18 protein-coding genes and 1 pseudogene are annotated in these 19561 nt (G+C 41.6%); 4 read left to right on the top strand and 15 right to left on the bottom strand.

Going from position 1 to position 19561, the window contains the following annotated elements:
- The first annotated feature begins 23 nt into the window (after positions 1–23).
- Entirely contained in the window at positions 24–1115 is a 1092-nt protein-coding gene (gene ychF / locus FD723_RS29980) for a redox-regulated ATPase YchF (protein ID WP_179068599.1), read from the top strand.
- 168 nt (positions 1116–1283) lie between these two features.
- Here the strand turns inward: ychF and FD723_RS29975 are convergent.
- The 4 genes and pseudogenes from FD723_RS29975 to FD723_RS29960 form a co-directional block, all read right to left on the bottom strand.
- A pseudogene (locus FD723_RS29975) lies at positions 1284–1526 on the bottom strand (hypothetical protein); the annotation flags it as partial.
- Between the two features lie 216 nt (positions 1527–1742).
- Positions 1743–4022, bottom strand: coding sequence for a response regulator (locus FD723_RS29970; RefSeq protein ID WP_179069326.1), 2280 nt, complete (start codon positions 4020–4022; stop codon positions 1743–1745).
- A gap of 5 nt (positions 4023–4027) precedes the next feature.
- Complete coding sequence (locus tag FD723_RS29965) at positions 4028–4477, bottom strand: response regulator (RefSeq protein WP_179068597.1); 450 nt, start codon at positions 4475–4477, stop codon at positions 4028–4030.
- Positions 4471–6648 carry a GAF domain-containing protein gene (locus FD723_RS29960; protein ID WP_179068596.1) on the bottom strand — a complete coding sequence of 726 codons (2178 nt, stop codon included), beginning with the start codon at positions 6646–6648 and terminating at the stop codon, positions 4471–4473. Before FD723_RS29960 ends, FD723_RS29965 begins: the two co-directional genes overlap by 7 nt.
- A gap of 197 nt (positions 6649–6845) precedes the next feature.
- Between FD723_RS29960 and FD723_RS29955 the strand changes: the two genes are divergently transcribed.
- Entirely contained in the window at positions 6846–7199 is a 354-nt protein-coding gene (locus tag FD723_RS29955; protein ID WP_179068595.1) for a hypothetical protein, read from the top strand.
- A gap of 666 nt (positions 7200–7865) precedes the next feature.
- On the opposite strand, the gene FD723_RS29950 is transcribed toward FD723_RS29955, so the two are convergent.
- The 3 genes from FD723_RS29950 to FD723_RS29940 form a co-directional block, all read right to left on the bottom strand.
- On the bottom strand, positions 7866–8102 hold the full coding sequence (locus FD723_RS29950; RefSeq protein WP_094347157.1) for a DUF4327 family protein: 237 nt from the start codon (positions 8100–8102) through the stop codon (positions 7866–7868).
- Between the two features lie 919 nt (positions 8103–9021).
- Positions 9022–9441, bottom strand: a complete 420-nt coding sequence (gene rbfA / locus FD723_RS29945) for a 30S ribosome-binding factor RbfA (RefSeq protein WP_179068594.1) — start codon at positions 9439–9441, stop codon at positions 9022–9024.
- A gap of 123 nt (positions 9442–9564) precedes the next feature.
- Positions 9565–9771, bottom strand: coding sequence for a DUF751 family protein (locus FD723_RS29940; protein ID WP_179068593.1), 207 nt, complete (start codon positions 9769–9771; stop codon positions 9565–9567).
- A 165-nt stretch (positions 9772–9936) separates the two neighbouring features.
- On the opposite strand from FD723_RS29940, the gene FD723_RS29935 reads away from it, so the two are divergent.
- Positions 9937–10794 (top strand): DNA adenine methylase, encoded by an 858-nt coding sequence (locus FD723_RS29935; RefSeq protein WP_179068592.1) that lies wholly within the window; start codon positions 9937–9939, stop codon positions 10792–10794.
- On the opposite strand, the gene FD723_RS29930 is transcribed toward FD723_RS29935, so the two are convergent.
- The 5 genes from FD723_RS29930 to FD723_RS29905 all read right to left on the bottom strand — a co-directional run bounded on the left by FD723_RS29930 (position 10766) and on the right by FD723_RS29905 (position 14436).
- Entirely contained in the window at positions 10766–11242 is a 477-nt protein-coding gene (locus FD723_RS29930; protein ID WP_179068591.1) for a PD-(D/E)XK nuclease superfamily protein, read from the bottom strand. The genes FD723_RS29935 and FD723_RS29930 overlap by 29 nt on opposite strands.
- A gap of 246 nt (positions 11243–11488) precedes the next feature.
- Positions 11489–11632, bottom strand: a complete 144-nt coding sequence (locus FD723_RS43195) for a type II toxin-antitoxin system RelE/ParE family toxin (protein WP_256875234.1) — start codon at positions 11630–11632, stop codon at positions 11489–11491.
- A 150-nt stretch (positions 11633–11782) separates the two neighbouring features.
- A complete protein-coding gene (locus tag FD723_RS29920) occupies positions 11783–12004 on the bottom strand; it encodes an addiction module protein (protein WP_179068590.1) in 222 nt (73 codons plus the stop codon).
- A gap of 30 nt (positions 12005–12034) precedes the next feature.
- Positions 12035–13255 carry a HetZ-related protein gene (locus FD723_RS29915; protein WP_179068589.1) on the bottom strand — a complete coding sequence of 407 codons (1221 nt, stop codon included), beginning with the start codon at positions 13253–13255 and terminating at the stop codon, positions 12035–12037.
- A gap of 521 nt (positions 13256–13776) precedes the next feature.
- Positions 13777–14436 carry an L-threonylcarbamoyladenylate synthase gene (locus FD723_RS29905; RefSeq protein ID WP_179068587.1) on the bottom strand — a complete coding sequence of 220 codons (660 nt, stop codon included), beginning with the start codon at positions 14434–14436 and terminating at the stop codon, positions 13777–13779.
- Positions 14437–14549: 113 nt separating this feature from the next.
- Between FD723_RS29905 and larC the strand changes: the two genes are divergently transcribed.
- Entirely contained in the window at positions 14550–15857 is a 1308-nt protein-coding gene (gene larC / locus FD723_RS29900; RefSeq protein ID WP_179068586.1) for a nickel pincer cofactor biosynthesis protein LarC, read from the top strand.
- A gap of 81 nt (positions 15858–15938) precedes the next feature.
- Here the strand turns inward: larC and FD723_RS29895 are convergent, their stop codons facing one another.
- The 3 genes from FD723_RS29895 to FD723_RS29885 form a co-directional block, all read right to left on the bottom strand.
- Complete coding sequence (locus FD723_RS29895; protein WP_179068585.1) at positions 15939–16853, bottom strand: hypothetical protein; 915 nt, start codon at positions 16851–16853, stop codon at positions 15939–15941.
- 25 nt (positions 16854–16878) lie between these two features.
- A complete protein-coding gene (locus FD723_RS29890) occupies positions 16879–18441 on the bottom strand; it encodes an NAD(P)H-hydrate dehydratase (RefSeq protein WP_179068584.1) in 1563 nt (520 codons plus the stop codon).
- An 84-nt stretch (positions 18442–18525) separates the two neighbouring features.
- Positions 18526–19467, bottom strand: a complete 942-nt coding sequence (locus FD723_RS29885; protein WP_256874966.1) for a hypothetical protein — start codon at positions 19465–19467, stop codon at positions 18526–18528.
- Positions 19468–19561 lie beyond the last annotated feature (94 nt).

Raw genomic sequence — 19561 nt, 5'->3', positions numbered from 1 at the left:
AAATCTCAAATCTAAAATCCAAAATGCTAAGAGCCGGAATTGTCGGACTTCCCAACGTCGGAAAATCTACTTTATTTAATGCTGTAGTTGCTAATGCCAAAGCTGAAGCAGCTAACTTCCCTTTTTGCACGATTGAACCGAATGTCGGCGTTGTCGCAGTACCGGATGAACGGTTAAATGTTCTTGCTAAGATTGCCAGTTCGGTACAAATTATCCCGGCACGGGTTGAATTTGTAGATATTGCCGGTTTAGTTAAAGGTGCAAGTCAGGGTGAGGGACTAGGGAATCAATTCCTGTCCCACATCCGGGAAGTTGATGCGATCATCCATGTGGTACGTTGTTTTGAGAATGACGATATTATCCACGTTGCTGGTTCTGTTGATCCAGCGCGAGATATTGAAATCATTAATATAGAACTAGGTTTATCAGATTTATCACAAATTGAACGACGAATTGACCGCACTCGCAAACAAGCTCGTACCAGCAAAGACGCACAGTTTGAAATCACAGTTTTAGAGAAATTAGCTGCGGCTTTAAATGAAGGTAAATCGGTGCGTCAGGTGAGCTTGAATGAAGAAGAAGCAGTAATTATTAAAGGACTGGATCTGCTTACTTATAAACCGATTATCTACGCTGCCAATGTCTCTGAGGATGAGTTGGCAACAGGTAATGATTTTGTGGAACAAGTACGGCAAATTGCAGCAACAGAAAATGCTCAAGTTGTGATCGTTTCTGCCCAAGTTGAAGCAGAATTAGTGGAATTACCAGAGTCAGATAAAGCTGATTTCCTCGAATCTTTGGGTGTGGAAGAAGGTGGTTTGAAATCATTGATTCGGGCAACTTACTTCCTTTTAGGCTTACGGACTTATTTTACCTGCGGCCCCAAAGAAACCCGCGCTTGGACAATTAATGCGGGAATGTCTGCACCTCAAGCTGCTGGTGTAATCCACAGTGATTTTGAGCGGGGATTTATTCGCGCCGAAACTGTTGCTTATAAAGATTTGGTAACAACTGGTTCGATGAATGCTGCAAAGGAAAAAGGGTTGGTTCGCAGTGAAGGGAAAGAGTATGTTGTGCAGGAAGGGGATGTAATGTTGTTCCGATTTAATGTGTAGGGGTAATTAATTCGGTGGCCGTTATCGATCGGATAATGGTCAACCTACATTAAGTTGCGTAGGCTTTGCCCGCCGTAGGCATCGCCACCAAGTATAACTTGACAAAATCGTTAATAGGTGTATCTACTAGGCGATCGCCAATAAACCAACAATTCTCAAAATTATTGTTCAGCTACTTGCACCCACAATGTATACATAAGAACCCAAATTCTCATCATCTGTACCAACAACCACACCGCCTTCTGCACCGGGAACAAGTTCTATACCTTCAATTTTGTGGTAATCAGAGCGGTAGAAGGGAACAAGTTGAGGATTTGCTCGCCATGTAATTTTGCGATCGCATAATCCTAAGTAACCAGCAACATATACAGCTGATTGAAATGGGCCATCATCCCCTGCATCACTTTGCTGCTCTATCAAAGCCATACCACTGATACCGAAAGGGATGCCACCGCGAACCGGACACCAATCTTGTGCCGAAACTTTATGGGATATGAGTAGGAATGTAGCCAAGATTACTATGTTTATGATTAACTTGAAAAATAGAGGCATATTGATTTAGTCAAGCTGTGAGTATTAGTAACAGAAGTGTGTTAACTGATGCTCAATTAGCTGTAATTAATTGACTCAAGATAGTACTTTCTGTAAAGAAAGCAATAATTCGTTGATTGTATAGGGCTTCGACAAAAATGTATTGATACCAATGGCCGCTGCTGCACTGAGCTTATTGTCAGACATCAGTCCACTGCTGGCGATAATTTTGACTTGGGGGTTGATTTTTTGCAGGGTACGGATGGCAGTTAAACCATCTAGCGAGGGCAGCATAATATCCATGAGGACGGCACTAACTTTGTCTCTATTTTGAGCGTATAGTGCGATCGCCTCAATACCATCATTGGCAATTAAAATTTTGTAGTTGTGAGCTTCTAGTGATGTTCTGGTAATCTCTTGAATGGCAATTTCATCATCCACAACCAAAATCAATTCTTCGTGTCCTGTCTGTGGTGGCAAATCTTCCGGGCTGAGTGTTTCCATTCCCTCCACGGCTGGTAAGTAAACCTGAAAATTAGTGCCAGTTCCCAGTTCGCTATACACATTCACAAAACCGCCGTGACTTTTAATGATTCCAAGTACAGTGGAAAGTCCCAATCCTGTGCCTTTTCCCACATCTTTTGTGGTGAAGAATGGCTCAAAAATTCGATCTAATATTTCTCTAGGAATACCAATTCCTGTATCGGAGACAGAAATAACTATGTAAAATCCCACCTTGGCTTCCAAGTTCATGCGGGCATAATTTTCATCAATCAACAGATTCTCGGCAGAGATACTCAAAGTACCGCCATTAGTCATAGCATCGCGGGCGTTAACGCAGAGGTTCATCAGGACTTGATGCAGTTGGGTACTATCTCCAGAAACCATCCATAAATCTTGTGGTACATCAGTACTGATTTCTATGGATTTTGGGAATGTCTCTTTCAGAATCTTGCCAAGTTCCACAATTATATGTCTGAGCTGCAAAGTGATCCGCTTCCCTTCCACACCCCGCGCAAAGGACAGCACTTGCTTGACTAAATCAGCGCCGCGTCTGGCGTTTATTTCCAAAATCTCCAGTAGATGGCGAGTCCGTTCATCTGCATCGGGAAATTTCAGCGGTAGCAGTTGCGCTCCGGCCAAAATCGGTGTCAGGATATTGTTGAGGTCGTGAGCAATGCCGCTAGCTAAAGTACCAATACTTTCTAGGCGTTGAGCGCGAAATAATTGAGCTTCTAAGTGTTTTTTCTCGGTAATATCTGTGTCAACGGTGAGAATTGATTTGGGTTTTCCTTGTTCATCGCATACTAGAGTCCAGCGACTAGCAACAAGGATTTCTTTGTCAGTTTTGGTAAGTTTTGTTAATTCACCCTGCCACTTACCTTGACTAATAACTTGCAATAAAGCTACTTCAACTTCTGGTGAAGGTTCGTCATACAAAAGCTCACTAGCATTTTTGCCCCAGGCTTCTGTAGCTTTCCAGCCATAAAGTGTTTCTGCGCCTTTGTTCCAGAAGATAATTTGATTGTTTAAATCTCGGACGCAAATGGCATCTGTGGTGACATCTAGCAATGCTGCTTGTTCGCGGATTTTTTCTTCTGCTAATTTGCGTTCGCGTAGCGCAGCTTGTCGTTCGCTAATATCTATACTGGCGCATGTCACCCCGACAATTTCTTGGGTTTCATTCCGCAATGGCTCGACAGTTAAATCGTAATATCGAGTTATATCTTGAATGGTAATTGATACTTCCTCTCGCGTTCCTATACCTGTAGTCAACACTCCACGTTTAATGGTGATGAGATGTTGAGCATCTTCTACTGGGATGATATCTAAGTCTTGTTTGCCCAATATTTTCTCAACCGTCAATCCAGATGGAGGATTGTAAACCCAGGTATACCGTAAATCTCTATCCTGGTTGTAGACAAAGATTGGAGAGTTTTTGAGAGCCACCCGAAATCGCTCCTCACTCTGCCGCAGTGCGTTATCTGCCTGTTGACGTTCGATAGCATAACGCATAGACCGCACCAGCAAGTCTCCAGTTACTTGCCCTTTGACTAAATAATCCTGCGCTCCTTGCTGCATTGCCCTAATTGCCAGGGTTTCATCATTTATACCCGTAAGTACAATGATTGGAGTTGCCTTTGCTTGATTGTGAGCAATGACAAAGGTTTCCAATCCCTGGCTATCTGGCAGCGAGAGGTCTAATAAAATCACATCAAAAATTTCGTTTGTTAGGTAGTTGACTGCTTCATAAAGCCGCTCAACGGGCATCAACTCAACTACAACTGTGGTAACTTCCTTGAATAATTCTTGTAACAATAAGACATCACCAGGGTTGTCTTCTACTAACAAAACTTTAATATTTTCACCTGCCATTTCCACTACTCCGGTGGCAGTTTTACGATCGCAAACCAAAAATTTTCTATTGATTGGATAATTTTAACGAATTGATCGAAATCTACAGGCTTAGTTATATAACAGTTGGCAGAAAGGTTATAGGCTTTGAGGATGTCTTCTTCAGCTTGAGAGGTCGTCAAAACTACTACAGGAATTCGTCTGAGGTTTTCATCTCCTTTAATCTCTGCTAATACTTCCCGTCCATCTTTTCTAGGCAAGTTTAAATCGAGCAGTATAATGTCTGGATGGATTACCTTAGCATATTTTTCTTGTTTTCGCAAGAAAGCCATTGCCTCCACACCATCTTCGACCACATTCAAGTGAATCGAGATTTTGCTATCTTCTAGGGCGATGCGTGTAAGTTGGACATCGCCAGGATTATCCTCTACTAACAAAACCTCAATAGGCATAATCGCTTTTATGGTGCTTACCATTGCTTACCTGCTATATCTGGAATTGTGAAGTAGAAAGTCGAGCCTTGACCCGGTTTCGATTCAACCCAGATTCGGCCGCCGTGGCGTTCTATAATTTTTTTACAAATTGCCAGACCAATTCCAGTACCCTGATACTTGTCTCTACCGTGCAAACGCTGAAAAATTATAAAAATACGTTCAGCATACTGGGATTCCAAACCAATTCCATTATCACGCACCCAGAATAAATATTCGTTTGCAGTGGGCATTGGGTATGGGGCATTGTTTATTTCTCCCCCTGCTCCCTTATCCCCCAGTCCCCAGTCCCCAGTCCCCAATCCAATATGAATTCGTGGCTGTTGGTGCTGGCAAAATTTAATCGCGTTGGCAATAAGGTTTTGAAGTACTTGTGTCAATTGAGTAGCATCAGCCATCACTTGAGGTAGGGTATCATAGGTGACAACTGCTCTACTATCTGCGATCGCCAGTTGGAGATTAGCGATCGCCTGCTCTAAGATTACATTACAATCAACCAGCATAAATGGTTGTCCACGAGTGCTGACGCGAGAATAGTTCAACAAATCGTTGATCAAGGTCTGCATCCGCCTAGCCCCATCTACTGCGTAGGTGATAAACTGGTCGGCATTGGCATCTAGTTGATTTTTGTATCTTCGCTCTAGTAGTTGTAGATAACTAGTTACCATTCGCAACGGCTCTTGCAAGTCATGGGAAGCAACGTAGGCAAACTGTTCTAATTCAGCATTGGAACGAGCAAGTTCCTGAGTTTGCTGGGTTTCTTTTTCTAATAGTTGTGCTTGAGATAAAGCAATCCCAATTTGGTTTCCTAGTTGCTGTAACAACTCCGTCTCAAAGTTATTCCACTGTCGAGGTGCGGCACACTGATGAGCTAGCAACAAGCCCCAAATGCCATCTCTGATCAGAATCGGCACTACCAGATTCGCTCTGACAGCAAACTGCTGAAGAAATTTTCGATGGCATGGTTGGATATGAGCGGCTTCAATGTCTTCAATGGCACTGACCCTTCCCTGACGATATCTTTCTATATATTGTTCTTGAAAGCAGGGATCAAAAATATTTTCTCCCAAAATTACCGGATAACCAGGCAGCACAGCTTCTTGTACCACTGTTCCTGAGCCGTCAGTATCCAATCGAAAAATTAACACACGGTCAGCTTGTAGTAATTTTTGTACCTCTGTCACAGAGGTTTTCAGAATTTCATCTATTTGTAAAGATTCTCGAATTTTCAGGGTGATTTCAGCGAATAATTGCGATCGCATATTTTGCCGTTTTAATTCTTCATCTGCCCGCTTGCGATCTGTGATATCAGTATAAGAACCCACCATCCGCACCACATCACCCAATGCGTCCCAAAGTGCCTGTCCTCGATCTAGAATCCATTTATAGCTGCCGTCTTGGCACTGGACTCGATATTCACAGACGTAAAACGGTGTTTTCTTGGCAAAGTGGTCTTGGAAGGCTTGAAGTACCGAATCTCGCTCATCGGGATGGATTCGTTTTGTCCATTCATCGCAACAGTTGGAAACTTCGTGGTCTTTATAGCCGAGCATTTCCTTCCATTGAGTTGAGAAGAACACTTCATTAGTCTTGATATTCCAATCCCAAATACCATCATTATTACCATGTAATGCTAATTGCCAACGTTCTTCACTTTCTCGTAGTCCTTCATGACGCCTGAGTTCTAGTTGGTCGATTATCAGGCGACTTAGAGCTACAAGCGCCTCTATTTGTTTTTGGCTTATTTGTCGAGGAACTTGGTCAATCACGCATAGGGTTCCTAGCATATCTCCCATTGGAGTAATTAAGGGTACACCTGCATAAAACCGTATATAAGGATAGCCACTTACTACTGGATTACTTGCCAATTTTTCATCAGCTAGGGTATCAGGAACCACCACAACATTACGCTGCTCTTGACAAAGATAAGATAACCCAACACTCCGGGGCATTTCTGATACATCTAAACCTACTTTTGCCTTAAACCATTGACGGTTTTCATCAATGAAATTTACCAAGGATATAGGAGTACCGCAAATAAATGCCGCTAATTGAGCAAGATTGTCGTAGGCTTCTTCAGGTTCAGTGTCAAGAATTTGATACTGGCGGAGAGCTTCTAACCTCACCGTTTCTGTATCAAGATGTCTAGCTTTCATTAACTTTTTTTTAAATAGCAACGGACAAGGAGCTTAGGACATTAACTGATAATAAAACCTATATACAAACTAGACTTTCAACTCAGTCCCCAGTCCCCAGCCATAAATCTAGAAAATACGGAGAACTATGAGAATGGGATTCAGACCCCTTCTTCCGGTAATATTAGTACTTATCAAGAACTTTTAATAAAAAAGATATGTCTTCAACTCCTCTAACATTAAACCTAATTGAAGGTTCAGTCTCCTTTAGTTTTTCACCCCAAGCAGCACGAGAATTAAAGACAGCAACAGATCAACTAATGGAGCGCTTGAAAGCTGTCGCCGCTAAACCCACTCCTGGCGGTGGTAGAGTCACTCCCCAGCCTCCCCTAGAATATCGTTACACGGGTGAAGTATTTTTAGAAGTTTTTTGTAATCCTAATATCTGGCCAACGCCTTTCGCAGCCAAAGTTTTGCTGACTGTCCGCAACATTAATATCCGCTTGACTACTGAAGCTGAACTTACTCGCATCATTGAAGACATTAATCAATATTTAGAGCAAGTAGGATAATAGTCAAGTAAAGGAAGCAGAAGGCACGATACCTCACAGGGAAGCAAGCTACGCTTTTAGCATCTCGTAGAGAGCATCGGCAGAAGCCATGAGAGGGAGCCACCTATGAGAGATGGGACTTGAACCTTCCCTCAAAAATGTCAAGATGATTTTTTTATGCTTGCCGAGATTTTTTCAGAAAAATACTATACAAACAAATTTTGAATTTTGCGAAAGTTGAGCCAGTTGCTTGCGGAGGTTCCCTGTTTTCTCGCAACTGGTGACGGTTAGCACCTGACTTAGCAAACTTTTCAGGGCTAATTTTGGCTTTTAACAGCAAGCATACTATCACTTCCCTCAAGTAAGGGATGCAATAAATTACGAGTCAAAATTGGAGTTCCTACACTTCTATCGAAGCAATGTAGGAACGCCACAGAATCTACATACTAAATTCAAGCAAAGACACCAAATCTACAGAATAAATGCTTCTGATGCCTTCTTTAACTTGAAAAGCTGTATAAATTCAGACTCAAATGCTTCTGTGTTAATCAAAAACTCAAGATTCTGTATAGGGCAATGCTCATCAAAAACCAGAGATTATCCCCCAGATTGGTTGTCGAATCGTTAATGGTGACATTCACACATCGAAAATAAGCTCCCAATCCGAAATCCGAAATCAAAAATTGATTAGTCGTTGTCCCACTGTTCGCGACCAATTAGGTCGCCAATGCGATCGCGTAACAAAAAGTCACATTTCTCTAATTCACATTCAACGCAAACCCACTCTCTAGCTGGAATGTATTGGCAGAGGCTATATATTGGCTGTTGCCGGCTAACCATTCCCTTTTGCACCAGTCGGCGTGCTTCGTCTTGAATCACATCTAGAGAGTAGTAATTGATAGAAGGCACCGTATTCACACTCATGTTTTTTACTCACAAATTAACACTTACGATAGTGTTCCCGTTAATAATTAGGAACAAACATTACAGAAATTAGACTTGTGGCTAGGATTTTGTAGTTTGCTATACGGAACTATTTTTATTTTGACGCTACATCTCCTGAAATTATCTCAAGAAATGTTAAGAAAGTCAACGAATCCTGACATTTCCCTCAAATCCGCTTTACAAAAAAAATTCCAAGTAGTTAACTTAACCTGCTTATGCAGCTATATGACTTTGATGCCACAAGTCTGAAAGTCTTGCCATTACTGTATTTAGGCAAGATTTGGTAGATGGGAAGAGTTTATATTGTGATTCGCTTACATATCAAATAGTCACCTTAAAGCTTGATCTATAACTGCGGGTATTCATCTAAGGGTAAACAACACAATAATATTTGTCAGTTACTAGGGTATAAACTGTTGCAAAACATAACGGCTAAAGTATACTACGAAGGCTTTAACCATAGCATCTGTTAACAATTTCTTAAGTAAAATTGTAATTATTTTAGGTTATTTTCAGCACTCACATTCAACAGTTTTCCTTAGATAAATATCTGCAAGGGGCTGGAGTCAGGCAATTCCAAATCAAAAAATATTCAATTGCTGTGGGAGTAGGAGAAGGGAGAACACTCAATACTGCGTAGGTTTTGCATTTTTAACTCGGAATTGGGTTTTGGGAAAAGGGTAAAGGTTAAAGGTTTTTTCTTTCCCCTTTCCCTTTTCCCCAAAACCCGACAAGTATTGGGAGAACACTAGAGTAGAGACGAAAGCCAAGACAAGTACTGAATCCCTGAATTAAGCTATGGTTACATTAAAACAGACGCGATCTCGTCACGTCTGTAAAGTGTTTGGCGGATTTGCTGAGGTTAATTGTTCTAAAGTTACATTGTTGTTTTAGTTACTTATTCGGAGAATTCATCATCATTTTGAACAGTGCTGTCTTCTACTGCTACGAGATTTTCTGGCGGGCGATCGTGATTAAGTTGATTTAGCAGTGCCAATACTTTATTACCGCGTTCTATAGAGCGATCTTCGAGAAATATCACTTCTGGTGTCCGACGTAGCCGTACCCGCGCCCCAAGTTCGCTGCGGACGTAACCTGTGGCCGACTTTAAGCCTGCCATTGTTTCTACCTTAGCTTCATCTGTACCATAGATGCTGACGTAGATTTTGGCGTGTTGGAGATCGCCAGAAACATCAACATCAGTCACACTAACCATTCCAGTACCCACACGGTCATCCTTAATGCCGTTGAGTAGCATTTGGCTAACTTCCCGTTTGATCAGTTCAGCAACGCGGGAAACCCGACGATTTGTAGCCATAAAAATTTCGCCTCATCACAGAGGTTGTACGACAAAAATAGATGCAGGTTGGGTAGACAGTACTTAGCGCGAGCAACGCCAAGAGCAACCGTCTGTGGGGCACAGCCCCGATATAACGCTAGTCTAGATTGCACTCAAGCCCAGCATTGCCCGTAGAGTAAAAGTCAGAAAGACTAGACTACTCACCAATAAACCCAAGATAGCGATCGAGGTGACAGGACGTTTCAATAGTGGCACTAATGGCGCAAAGGTGTTTAAAAACAGTCCTAAGACGATAGAAATTAAGTACCGGGGGTAGCGAAAGACGTTATCCCAAAATCCGTCAAACATCTGAATGTAAACTGCCTTGTTATATACTTACGTTTGTTTTGATATGCTTTATCTACTCAATTGTAATATATGTGGCTAGAAATTTAGCCAGCTAATCTAAAATTTGGCTCTTCGGTTATATTGGCTTTATTTAGTTGTGATTATTTTTAGTTAAATCGGAAGTAAATGGTAATTCAAATCCCCAAGGAAACTAGCCCACGTCCATTTTTGAAGTGGGCAGGGGGCAAAAGTAGGTTGATACAGCAATATATTCCTTATTTTCCCAAGAATTATAAAAATTACTATGAGCCATTTTTAGGGGGTGGTGCAGTTTTTTTCTATCTCCAACCAAGTACAGCAATCTTAACTGATATTAATGCCGAATTAATTAACACTTATTGTTGTGTTAGGGATCATGTTGAGGAATTAATTTCTCTGTTGAAGGAGCATAAAATCAGACATGATAAAGATTATTACTATAGCGTCCGAAACAGAAGTGTTGGTAGTGATATAGAAAAAGCTGCTCGTTTCATTTATCTTAATAAGACTTGTTTTAATGGTCTTTATCGAGTTAATTCGCAGGGGAAATTCAATGTGCCATTAGGCAGATATGAAAATCCTAATATTTGTCATGAAAATTTACTGAGAGTAGCCTCAGAAGCACTGTTTTATGCAGAAATTCAACAAGCAGATTTTACAGAAGTTCTAAATCATGCTACTAGCAGTGATGACTTTGTATTTTTTGATCCGCCCTACCATCCTATCAGTGATACTAGCTATTTCACTGCTTATAGTCAAAATTGTTTTAGCAAAAAAGACCAAGAACTTTTAAGAGATACTTGTGCAGAGTTAGCAAGTCGTGGTGTCAAAGTTATGGTGTGTAATTCTGATAGTGAATTTATTCAAAAAATTTATACTGATATCAATTTTGAAACCTATAAAATTAAAGCAACGCGTTCAATTAACTCAAATACAAAAAATAGAGGCATGATTGACGAACTATTAATTACATCTTTTAAAGATTTTTATTTGCCCAAGCAATGAATCTGTCTAAACTATAAACTGCTAATAAATTATGGTTGTCATTAACCCTTGCTTTCAGCCATTTGCTTGCGCCTTCTCGCATACCTTCACCGCCTAAAATTACAATAGTTGGTGCAGGGTAATAGTGCTGAATATTCATATTCAAGTAAGGAAACTTTTCATCAACTGAACCAGGGCTTTCTTGCCATTTGCACTCGAAAATTAAACCAGATGGCATTGCAGGTGAGCCAACAACATAAAAATCAACCTTCAAATCGGTATGATAAATTCCAGTTCCAATATAAACTTCTTTGCCATAACGTTTTGGTAATAAAGCAGCATTTAGTATAAATTCTTTTTGGACATAATTCCCTATTTGGAAATAATTATGTCCATTTAAGATTGCTTCTACATTTCCTTCTAAAATATTCCCAGACTTATTTGCCCGTCCGCCTTGAGTCAGAGCCATCTTCAATCCCTCTGCCAAAAGTCCTGTTTATTATAGGATTTCACAGAAGTAGCAAAAAAGGGTCAGTTACTTAATATGAATTTTTGATTTTGACTAAACAAGGTTGGATTGACAGGTAAAAAATCCGATTTTATTGGTATTTTTGTACTAAGAAAATACCAATGTATTAATAATTTGGAGCAGGAACGAGTTACTAATTCAGGTAATAGTTAAAATAATGGATTTATATTTAGTCTTAAAGAGCAACTATAGCAAGCGACTCCGCCATTTTTCTGGGTCTTGGGAACAGTGGAAAACAGCGTAGATGATAATCTCCTGTTCATTAAACTCGTAAAAAACGACGTAGGGAAAACGCCTAATTGTAGCGCGGCGATAAGTTTCATGAACAATCTGGTATGTGCTGGGGTGACGCTGAATTAAATTCAGGTAGGTATCAATACATCGGTAGGAACTCAGCGCCTAATCCAAATTCCCGCCTCTCGTACCAGTCATAAAGCTTCGATAATATCTAGTTCTGCGGCCATAAGAATAGTTAAGTTTCTAGCCATGCCGTTGAGAGATTCTGGCTTTTACATCTTCCCAACTGCTGCTAATGGCTGGATTTTGCAGATATTCGGCTTTGCGACGAGCTAGTTCTTGTTTCTGCCAATCTAAAACTGGGAGTGCTGCTGGTGTAGTGGCAATCTCATCCCATAAATCTTCTACCAGTTGGAGTTTTTCCGCTCTCGAAAGACTAGAGAGTTCGGGAAATACTGGGTTCATGGTCTTCTCTATATTTTATTCACCTTCATTTTAGCCTGTCTGTGCTTCAGTATGGCCGTTGCGGATAGACCATGCTAGTTCTAAAAGTTGAGTCCAGCGCTTTTGTAGCTGTTTGGGGGTGCATTTGATGGCTTTGGCGATCGCTTGATCGTTTTGTCTTGCAGTTTTTAATTCTAATATTTGCTGTTGCTGTTCTGTGAGTTGGTTCACAAAGATTTCCCACTGCTGAGAAGATAAACCCAACTTTTGCTCTAAACCCGCACCTAACCATTGATGTACTAATTGCCAGTGGTGTTGTTTAGCAAACTTTTCGACGTGGTATTTAAAGCGTTGTTGGAGATAATCGCGCTGACGGCTGGTTAAACCGAGAATTTGGTCAATTTCTGGGGCTGAGAGGTCTTGAAGTTTCAAGCTGAGGTAGTTCATACAGTCAGATTGACCTTGAGATTCCAGGTATTTCATCAATTCAGCGATGACGCGATCGCGTTCTGATTCTTCAGATGGATCGAAATTAGTTTGGGCAATCATTTGCGATCGCAGCTGTTGCACCGCCGAGTTACGCTGGTAAGATTCTGCTTCTTCACCCTTAGCAGATTCTACCGCCAGTTCAATATCCACAGTCGTTTCTTGGGGCTGACGACGAGCAAAACCTTGGGCCCGCAAGATAATCAATTGCTGATTTGCACCACCAGGTAAATTGATCCGGCGTTTGGCATATTGTTCTGTAAAAGCCATGTATTCAGCTAATTGCAGCTGAGTACGCGGCGTGTGATTCTCTGGTAGTTCGTTTTCTCTGCGGAAAGCTTTAATCGCTTCGATATAAAATGCTTGTAAAAAATCTTCAATCAGGCTGTAACGAGCATCAAAGCCCAACTCCGAGCCGGACATAGTTACATGACGGTAAACCATAGCACCCAAATTGCTATGTAATTCCACCCGCCCTTGTTTGGAACCCAGTTGGTAGTAACGTAAGCACTTTTGCATCCGATGCCTTCCCAACGTCATCTGCCAGGACTTGATTTCCCCAGATGTTTGAATGCGGGAGCTTTTATCGCAAATGCGTTCTACTTCTACGGCTATGCGCTTTGCTAAAGCTTCTACGCACTTGGGTGTTGCTTTCACTTGCGCTTGCATTTCCTCACACAGCAATTCAATTAAAGTATCACTGCTGCTATCTGAAAATTCTTCAGTCGAAACGTGGTTCTCAAAAATGGGTGTAGAGTTTGGTAGATTGACGACGTTAGATTTCATGACTTTTCCAGGTAGTAGTATTGCACCGTAATTACAACGCAGACACAGCAATCAAGAGCGTCCTTGACTGGAGAATCTTTGGGCATTCATCCATCAAGACTTGCCGTATATAATGCTCACATCTAAAGCTCATATATCAAAACTATAGGAAATACGAAAGAGTTACAGTTATGGCAATGTGTCGGTTTTGATCACAAGCCACTATATTGATGCAGGCACACGAGTACCCGCCATTTTCTCAAAGTTGTCAAATACCTTACTGTGTCAAGTTTTGCCACCATCCTCTTATATCCACTGCCTCACAGAACAGCCCATCCTAGATATCGCTTTTAAATATGACAATTTTAAAACTGGAGTCGTTTTGATCGCAATTTCCGAAACGGAGAGGTGTGCTTGTGGTGTAGGGGCTGGCGACTAAAGACTGGGGATTGGGAAAATGAGTATGTGGATTCATACCCCAACCAAATCTTAAAAGAATTTTTTCCCCAGTACCCAATCCCCAATCCCTAATCCCGGAATTCTTATACCCATGCTGCTGCTGCTTCCCAACCTAAACCCCTCCGTATAATCACTGCTTCGTCTCCGGTCATATCCAAGATGGTAGACACTTGATATGTAGGTTCCTCGCCAGTATCAATAATTATGTCTACCATCTTGTCCAAACGATCAAATAGCTCTACCCGCGACTGAACAATTTCTGGATCTATCCGAACTATGCCATTATCTGCTTCATCTGCTGGCAGATGTGCTGAAGTTGAAATAATCGGATTACCCAAGGCTGCCAGCAACTCCAAACACACAGTATGGTTTGGGACTCTAATTCCGGTAGTTTTCCGCTTGGGGCTTTGCACCAATCGCGGTACTAACTTCGTAGCTGGGAGCAAAAACGTGTATGGCCCTGGAATCAGGCGTTTCATAATCCGATAGGCTGTGTCACTTACGAAGGCATAAGTTGCCACATTTGAAAGCGAGGGACATAAAAATGTCAATGGTTTATCGTTTGCTAGCTGTTTAATTTGCCGCACTCGTTCTACCGCCGACTTGGCATTCAAATCACAACCGATCGCATAAACTGTATCAGTGGGGTAAAGCATGACTGCGCCACTAGAGAGCGCCGACTTTATTTCCTCTATTCGGCGAATTTGAGGATTATCCGGATGAACTGGGAAAATTTTTGCCATAACTCGGTGAGTGGGGATTGGGGACTGAGGACTGGGACAGGGGGTAGAGGAGGCGTGGGAAGCAGTTAATAACTAATGCCCAATGACTAATGACTAATAACTATGAATAAACTATGAATAAAATTGCTTATCTTCAATGTCCGACAGGAATTTCTGGTGATATGTGCCTGGGTGCTTTGGTCAGTTTGGGTGTTCCTGTGGAGTATTTAATTGAAAAACTCAATGGGTTAGGTATTGAACAGGAATATCAGTTAAGGGCAGAACTTGTCCAACGTAATGGTCAGCAGGCGACTAAAGTTCATGTGGATTTAGTACACGATCGCCATCACCACCATCACCACGATGGCGAACACAGTCACCATCACACACGCCATTTGCCAGAAATAGAGCAAATGATTCTCAAAGCGGGGTTGCCATTACGGGCAGAAGCTTGGAGTTTGGCGGTATTCCGACAGCTAGCAGTGGCAGAAGGTGCGGTGCATGGCATTTCGCCTGAAAAAGTTCATTTTCATGAGGTAGGTGCTATAGATGCGATCGTAGATATTGTGGGTACTTGCCTGGGGTTGGATTGGTTGGGCATTGAGAGCAATGAGTCAGGATTGCCCTTACTTTACTGCTCGGCGTTTCCAACTGGTGGCGGCACTGTTCGGGCTGCACATGGTCAGATGGCAGTACCAGTTCCAGCGGTATTAAAGCTGTGGGAAATGCGGGGTTGTCCAGTTTATAGCAATGGCATTGACAGAGAATTAGTAACACCAACAGGAGCCGCGATCGCCACTACTTTGGCAAGAGATTTTGGTTCACCACCTGCGATCGCTATCAAGCAGATAGGACTAGGAGCAGGAACCATAAATTTACCCATTCCCAATATTTTACGCCTCTGGTTGGGTGAAAGTGCAAGTTTACAGTCAAATTTCAGTGATTCTGAAGATACTAGCTCAAATTTGGAAACTATCTCGGTACTAGAAACCCAAATTGATGATTTGAATCCACAAGCGATCGGCTATACGTTTGAGGCGTTGTTTGCGGCTGGTGCGCTGGATGTTTTTACCCAAGCGATCGGTATGAAAAAGTCCCGTTCGGGGATTTTGCTAACTGTGATTTGTCATCCAGAAAATTTACTCAGTTGTGAAGCCGTTATCTTCCGCGAAACTACAACTTTAGGCATTCGGCGAACAACTCAGCAACGCGCCATTTTACAACGAGAAATTCAACAAGTGGAAACGGAATATGGCAAAGTGCGTGTCAAGATAGCATGGAAAGGGCGATCGCCAGAAAAAGTTATTGCAAATGTGCAGCCAGAATATGAAGATTGTGCAGACTTAGCCCGAAAGCATAATATTCCCTGGCGCGAAATTCAGCGGTTGGCGCTACAGCGTTGGTATTTGGTAAATCAAGATACTAATACTATTTCTGTTTGAAGATGCGTCTATAGGACTGATGCAAAACTATAGACTGTAGCGGCAGTTCATGAATTGCCGCTACCCAAATAAAGCGCAGCCTCACATAGAATTGGTTTTACTAAATATAATATTTTTAAATTCAATAAATAAAAACTCTCGCACACCAGTTTCTTCAAAGATTTTATATTGAGAATCTCTTATTAAATCTATAGTTACAGGTATATCAATTTGCTGTCCATCTTCAGGTTCTAAAGTAATAAATCCATCTTGGATTGTAATTTCCTTTCCTTCATTTTTAAACAATACTGTATTTAAAATTTCTTCTAAATTTAAAGGATTATATGGTAAATGCTCCAAGCAATCTTTTAAATATAAATTGTCCCAAAGTTCAGGTTTTTTAGTTTTGTGATCATACTTATCTATTCTATTTATATAACTCTCGCTGTATTCGTAAGCATCCTTGTGCCATATACAGGTTGATCCATAAGTATCAAAAAATTTTAATGGACTACCAGGAGGATGATCATTAATAAATAATTCCCATATAAAAGCTACTCTTGCCCATTTTTGTTGTCTTCTTAATTGATGATGAAAATGAGATATCTCCTGATTTGTATAATGAGAAGGCATATCATTTTTTTGATACATATCCCAATTACCGTTTATTTTAAGTTTGGGATATTTAGCCTCAAACATACAAACTTTAACTTTATCTCCTGAACGAAATATTATCAGTGCATCACAGCCAAATTTTCTTTCTAAACTTTTATTTAGAACTTGAGAGCTATAAGAATCATCCTCTGGTCTTTGTATTTTAAAACCATAAAGTTGTTTAACAAGCTGTTTACTACGAAAAAATAATCTTATATAAGCCATAAGTGTAGAAACATAATCTACCTCGCTTTGAATACAACCTTCGCAAATATCTTGTCGAATATATTGATCTAAAATATAAATACCTTGTGCTATATCTGATGTATAGGGCTGCGAGAAAAAAATATAACTGTTAATCATGTGCTAAATATTTTTAATACAAAACTTAAAAACCGTTACTTAGAACTTTTAGCAAATATTGTGTCAAGGTAAACGCATCTACACCTAATTCGGTACGCTCTTGGGCTGCTAAAATGCCTGCTTGGGAATGCCACCAAGTGGCAGTTGCAACAATATCTTCTATGGGAATCTGTTTAGTTGCTGCTTGCGCTAACAGTCCACCCAGTAGCCCAGTTAACACGTCGCCGCTACCACCACGGGCTAAGGCTGGTGTGCTTTCAGGAACAATCCAAACAGCACCTTGAGGGTTTGCGATCGCAGTTCTTGCCCCTTTTAACAACACTATCGCCCCACTTTGGGCGGCTGCCTCTTGTACTGCTTTCACTCTGTCATGTTTGGCATCGGCAACATCAGGAAATAATCGTTCAAATTCGCCAGTGTGGGGTGTGAGTACGGTTACTACTTGGCGTTTTTTTAAGGTGGCGATCGCTCCCATTTGTGCCAAGATATTTAAACCATCGGCATCGAGAATGAGAGGACGTTCGCTCTTAATTACCTCTTGCACAATGGGCGTAGCATCTCGTGTTAAACCTGGGCCACAGGCGATCGCATTAAAGGAACTTAAATCGGTGTTTTCTGGTAATTGTAGGTGGGCGATCGCTCCAGTTTCCGTCTCTGGACAACCGACAATTAGCGCTTCTGGCAAGTGTGATACCAAAAGAGATTTCAGCGATTCGGGTACGGCAATGGAAAGCATCCCGACACCACTCGCCCGCGCCCCCAAACCAGTTAAAATTGCTCCACCTGCATAGCGTCGCGAACCGCAAATCAGCAGTAAATGTCCTTCTTTATATTTGTGAGTAACTGCTGGACGGGGTAAAGGTAAAGTAGCAAGTGCTGCTGCTGGTGTAATACGTTTAATTCTGGGTGCATCTTGTAGAACAGCTTCTACATCAGCTAAAGGAATATCAAAATCGATTAACTCAGCTTTACCGAGATATTCCAACGCCTGATCTTGGAAAAAAGCGAGTTTCCATAAACCTAAGCAAAATGTGTGAGTGGCGCGAATGGCAGTTCCCAATACTTCGCCTGTATCGGTGTGTAAACCTGAAGGTAAATCGATACTATAAATCGGTACAGATAATTCATTTAGCTGATTAATTGCAGAGGCGATGGGATCAGTCAGTTTTCTTTCTAAACCAAGCCCAAACAAGCCATCAATTAATAAATCAGAAATTGGCAGTTGCTCAATTGTTTGATAAATCGGAATTCCCAAACTCTGAGCATATTGCAAGTGCTGCGAAGTTAATTCTTTGAGCTTAGAGAAAGGAGAATAAATCCAAACCTCATACCCGCGAAAGTGTAATTCACGGGCTACGACTAGAGCATCACCACCATTATGACCGGGGCCGACCATAATTCCTACACGAGATCCCCTTAAAAAGAGGGTGTTTGAAAGAATCTCTGGAATGCGACGGGCAATTAATCCCGCCACCTTTTCCATTAAAGCAACTACAGGCATTCCTGCTGCAAAGATCCGCTTTTCAACATCGTGCATCTGCCCAGCAGTCACTACGACTTGCGAAATTTGTTCTTGCCTATCTTTCATGAGTGCTGTTAGCGGTAGCGTGGCGTTTAGCCCGTGCTGAGTTATGAGTTTAATTTTACTCCCCAATCCCCAATCCCCTCTTTCTTACTTCCCATAGTAAACTCTGGCATTAGCGTATCCGATATTTCGCAGATACTTATTCCATTCTTCGGCTTGGTATCGATCGGGGAAAGGCCCTACTGCTACGTGTGGCCCTCGTGGTTGCGTCCTTTCGAGGACTCCGCCAGATCGGCCTAAACCTTGACTAAATTGGGCTATATTCTGCCTAATTTGTGCTGCGATCGCAGGTAACTGTTCTGGAGTGGTGGGAATGGCAACATAATATCTAGAGGCTGACCTATTAGCATTGATATTACTGGGATCTCTTAGCAAGCCTCTATTGCCTGGATCTATTTCCTGTCCGTTAGTAAAGCTAATAATCCGGGCGTTATATATGCCTCGTGACTGTAGTTCATTTACCCGTTGTTGGGCGTTAGATACTCTGTTAAAAACTCCTGACTGAATTACACTCCGTCCTTGGTAATTGCGAATGTAAGCACTGGGTTCAATCTGACGTATTGCTTGTAGTGTCTGGAAATCACTACCATCAACGTAAACTAAGTAGCGTTCAAAGTTCTGGCCATATTGACTAAACTGTGCAGGTTGAGAGGGCTGAAAGTTCGGTTGTAATTGATTGTTCTGTAATGGTTGGGGTGCCTGAAAATTCTGCTCTAATTGATTATTCTGTAATGGTTGAGAGGGCTGAAAGTTCAGTTCAGATTGATTGTCCTGTACTAGTTCCGTCGGTTGTAACTGCGGTGATGGCTGTTGACCAAAGGGAATTGGTGGTGACGGTAAAGTTTCACCGGCTTGTTGAGCCAGTAGCACATTGTTGTGGATTTGTGCTTGTGCTGGGGTAGAGTCGGGAATTAGCACTAACCAGCCTCCCACTAACAAAGAGAGAAGTCTAATCGTGGGCTTCCAACCCTCAGAACTTCGATGCAGCAGTTGAAACGGGATAAATTGACTGGGTATTTCTCTCGACATAATAGTTAGAAAGTAGTCAAAGTATTTTTAGGCAATTTCCATCAGGAACTAATTAGTTCACCGTTGTAGCAACTATATAGCGTTAACGTAAAAT

The organism is Nostoc sp. C052 (genome assembly GCF_013393905.1).
Classification (GTDB): domain Bacteria; phylum Cyanobacteriota; class Cyanobacteriia; order Cyanobacteriales; family Nostocaceae; genus Nostoc.
The sequence above is the reverse complement of the archived record's forward strand: the minus strand, read 5'-3'. Positions and strand labels throughout refer to the sequence as shown.

Coding starts and splice junctions, on each gene's coding strand:
- ychF (WP_179068599.1), top strand. CDS start 24: ATGCTAAGAGCCGGAATTGTCGGACTTCCCAACGTCGGAAAATCTACT.
- FD723_RS29970 (WP_179069326.1), bottom strand. CDS start 4,022: ATGGCAGGTGAAAATATTAAAGTTTTGTTAGTAGAAGACAACCCTGGT.
- FD723_RS29965 (WP_179068597.1), bottom strand. CDS start 4,477: ATGGTAAGCACCATAAAAGCGATTATGCCTATTGAGGTTTTGTTAGTA.
- FD723_RS29960 (WP_179068596.1), bottom strand. CDS start 6,648: ATGAAAGCTAGACATCTTGATACAGAAACGGTGAGGTTAGAAGCTCTC.
- FD723_RS29955 (WP_179068595.1), top strand. CDS start 6,846: ATGTCTTCAACTCCTCTAACATTAAACCTAATTGAAGGTTCAGTCTCC.
- FD723_RS29950 (WP_094347157.1), bottom strand. CDS start 8,102: ATGAGTGTGAATACGGTGCCTTCTATCAATTACTACTCTCTAGATGTG.
- rbfA (WP_179068594.1), bottom strand. CDS start 9,441: ATGGCTACAAATCGTCGGGTTTCCCGCGTTGCTGAACTGATCAAACGG.
- FD723_RS29940 (WP_179068593.1), bottom strand. CDS start 9,771: ATGTTTGACGGATTTTGGGATAACGTCTTTCGCTACCCCCGGTACTTA.
- FD723_RS29935 (WP_179068592.1), top strand. CDS start 9,937: ATGGTAATTCAAATCCCCAAGGAAACTAGCCCACGTCCATTTTTGAAG.
- FD723_RS29930 (WP_179068591.1), bottom strand. CDS start 11,242: ATGGCTCTGACTCAAGGCGGACGGGCAAATAAGTCTGGGAATATTTTA.
- FD723_RS29920 (WP_179068590.1), bottom strand. CDS start 12,004: ATGAACCCAGTATTTCCCGAACTCTCTAGTCTTTCGAGAGCGGAAAAA.
- FD723_RS29915 (WP_179068589.1), bottom strand. CDS start 13,255: ATGAAATCTAACGTCGTCAATCTACCAAACTCTACACCCATTTTTGAG.
- FD723_RS29905 (WP_179068587.1), bottom strand. CDS start 14,436: ATGGCAAAAATTTTCCCAGTTCATCCGGATAATCCTCAAATTCGCCGA.
- larC (WP_179068586.1), top strand. CDS start 14,550: ATGAATAAAATTGCTTATCTTCAATGTCCGACAGGAATTTCTGGTGAT.
- FD723_RS29895 (WP_179068585.1), bottom strand. CDS start 16,853: ATGATTAACAGTTATATTTTTTTCTCGCAGCCCTATACATCAGATATA.
- FD723_RS29890 (WP_179068584.1), bottom strand. CDS start 18,441: ATGAAAGATAGGCAAGAACAAATTTCGCAAGTCGTAGTGACTGCTGGG.
- FD723_RS29885 (WP_256874966.1), bottom strand. CDS start 19,467: ATGTCGAGAGAAATACCCAGTCAATTTATCCCGTTTCAACTGCTGCAT.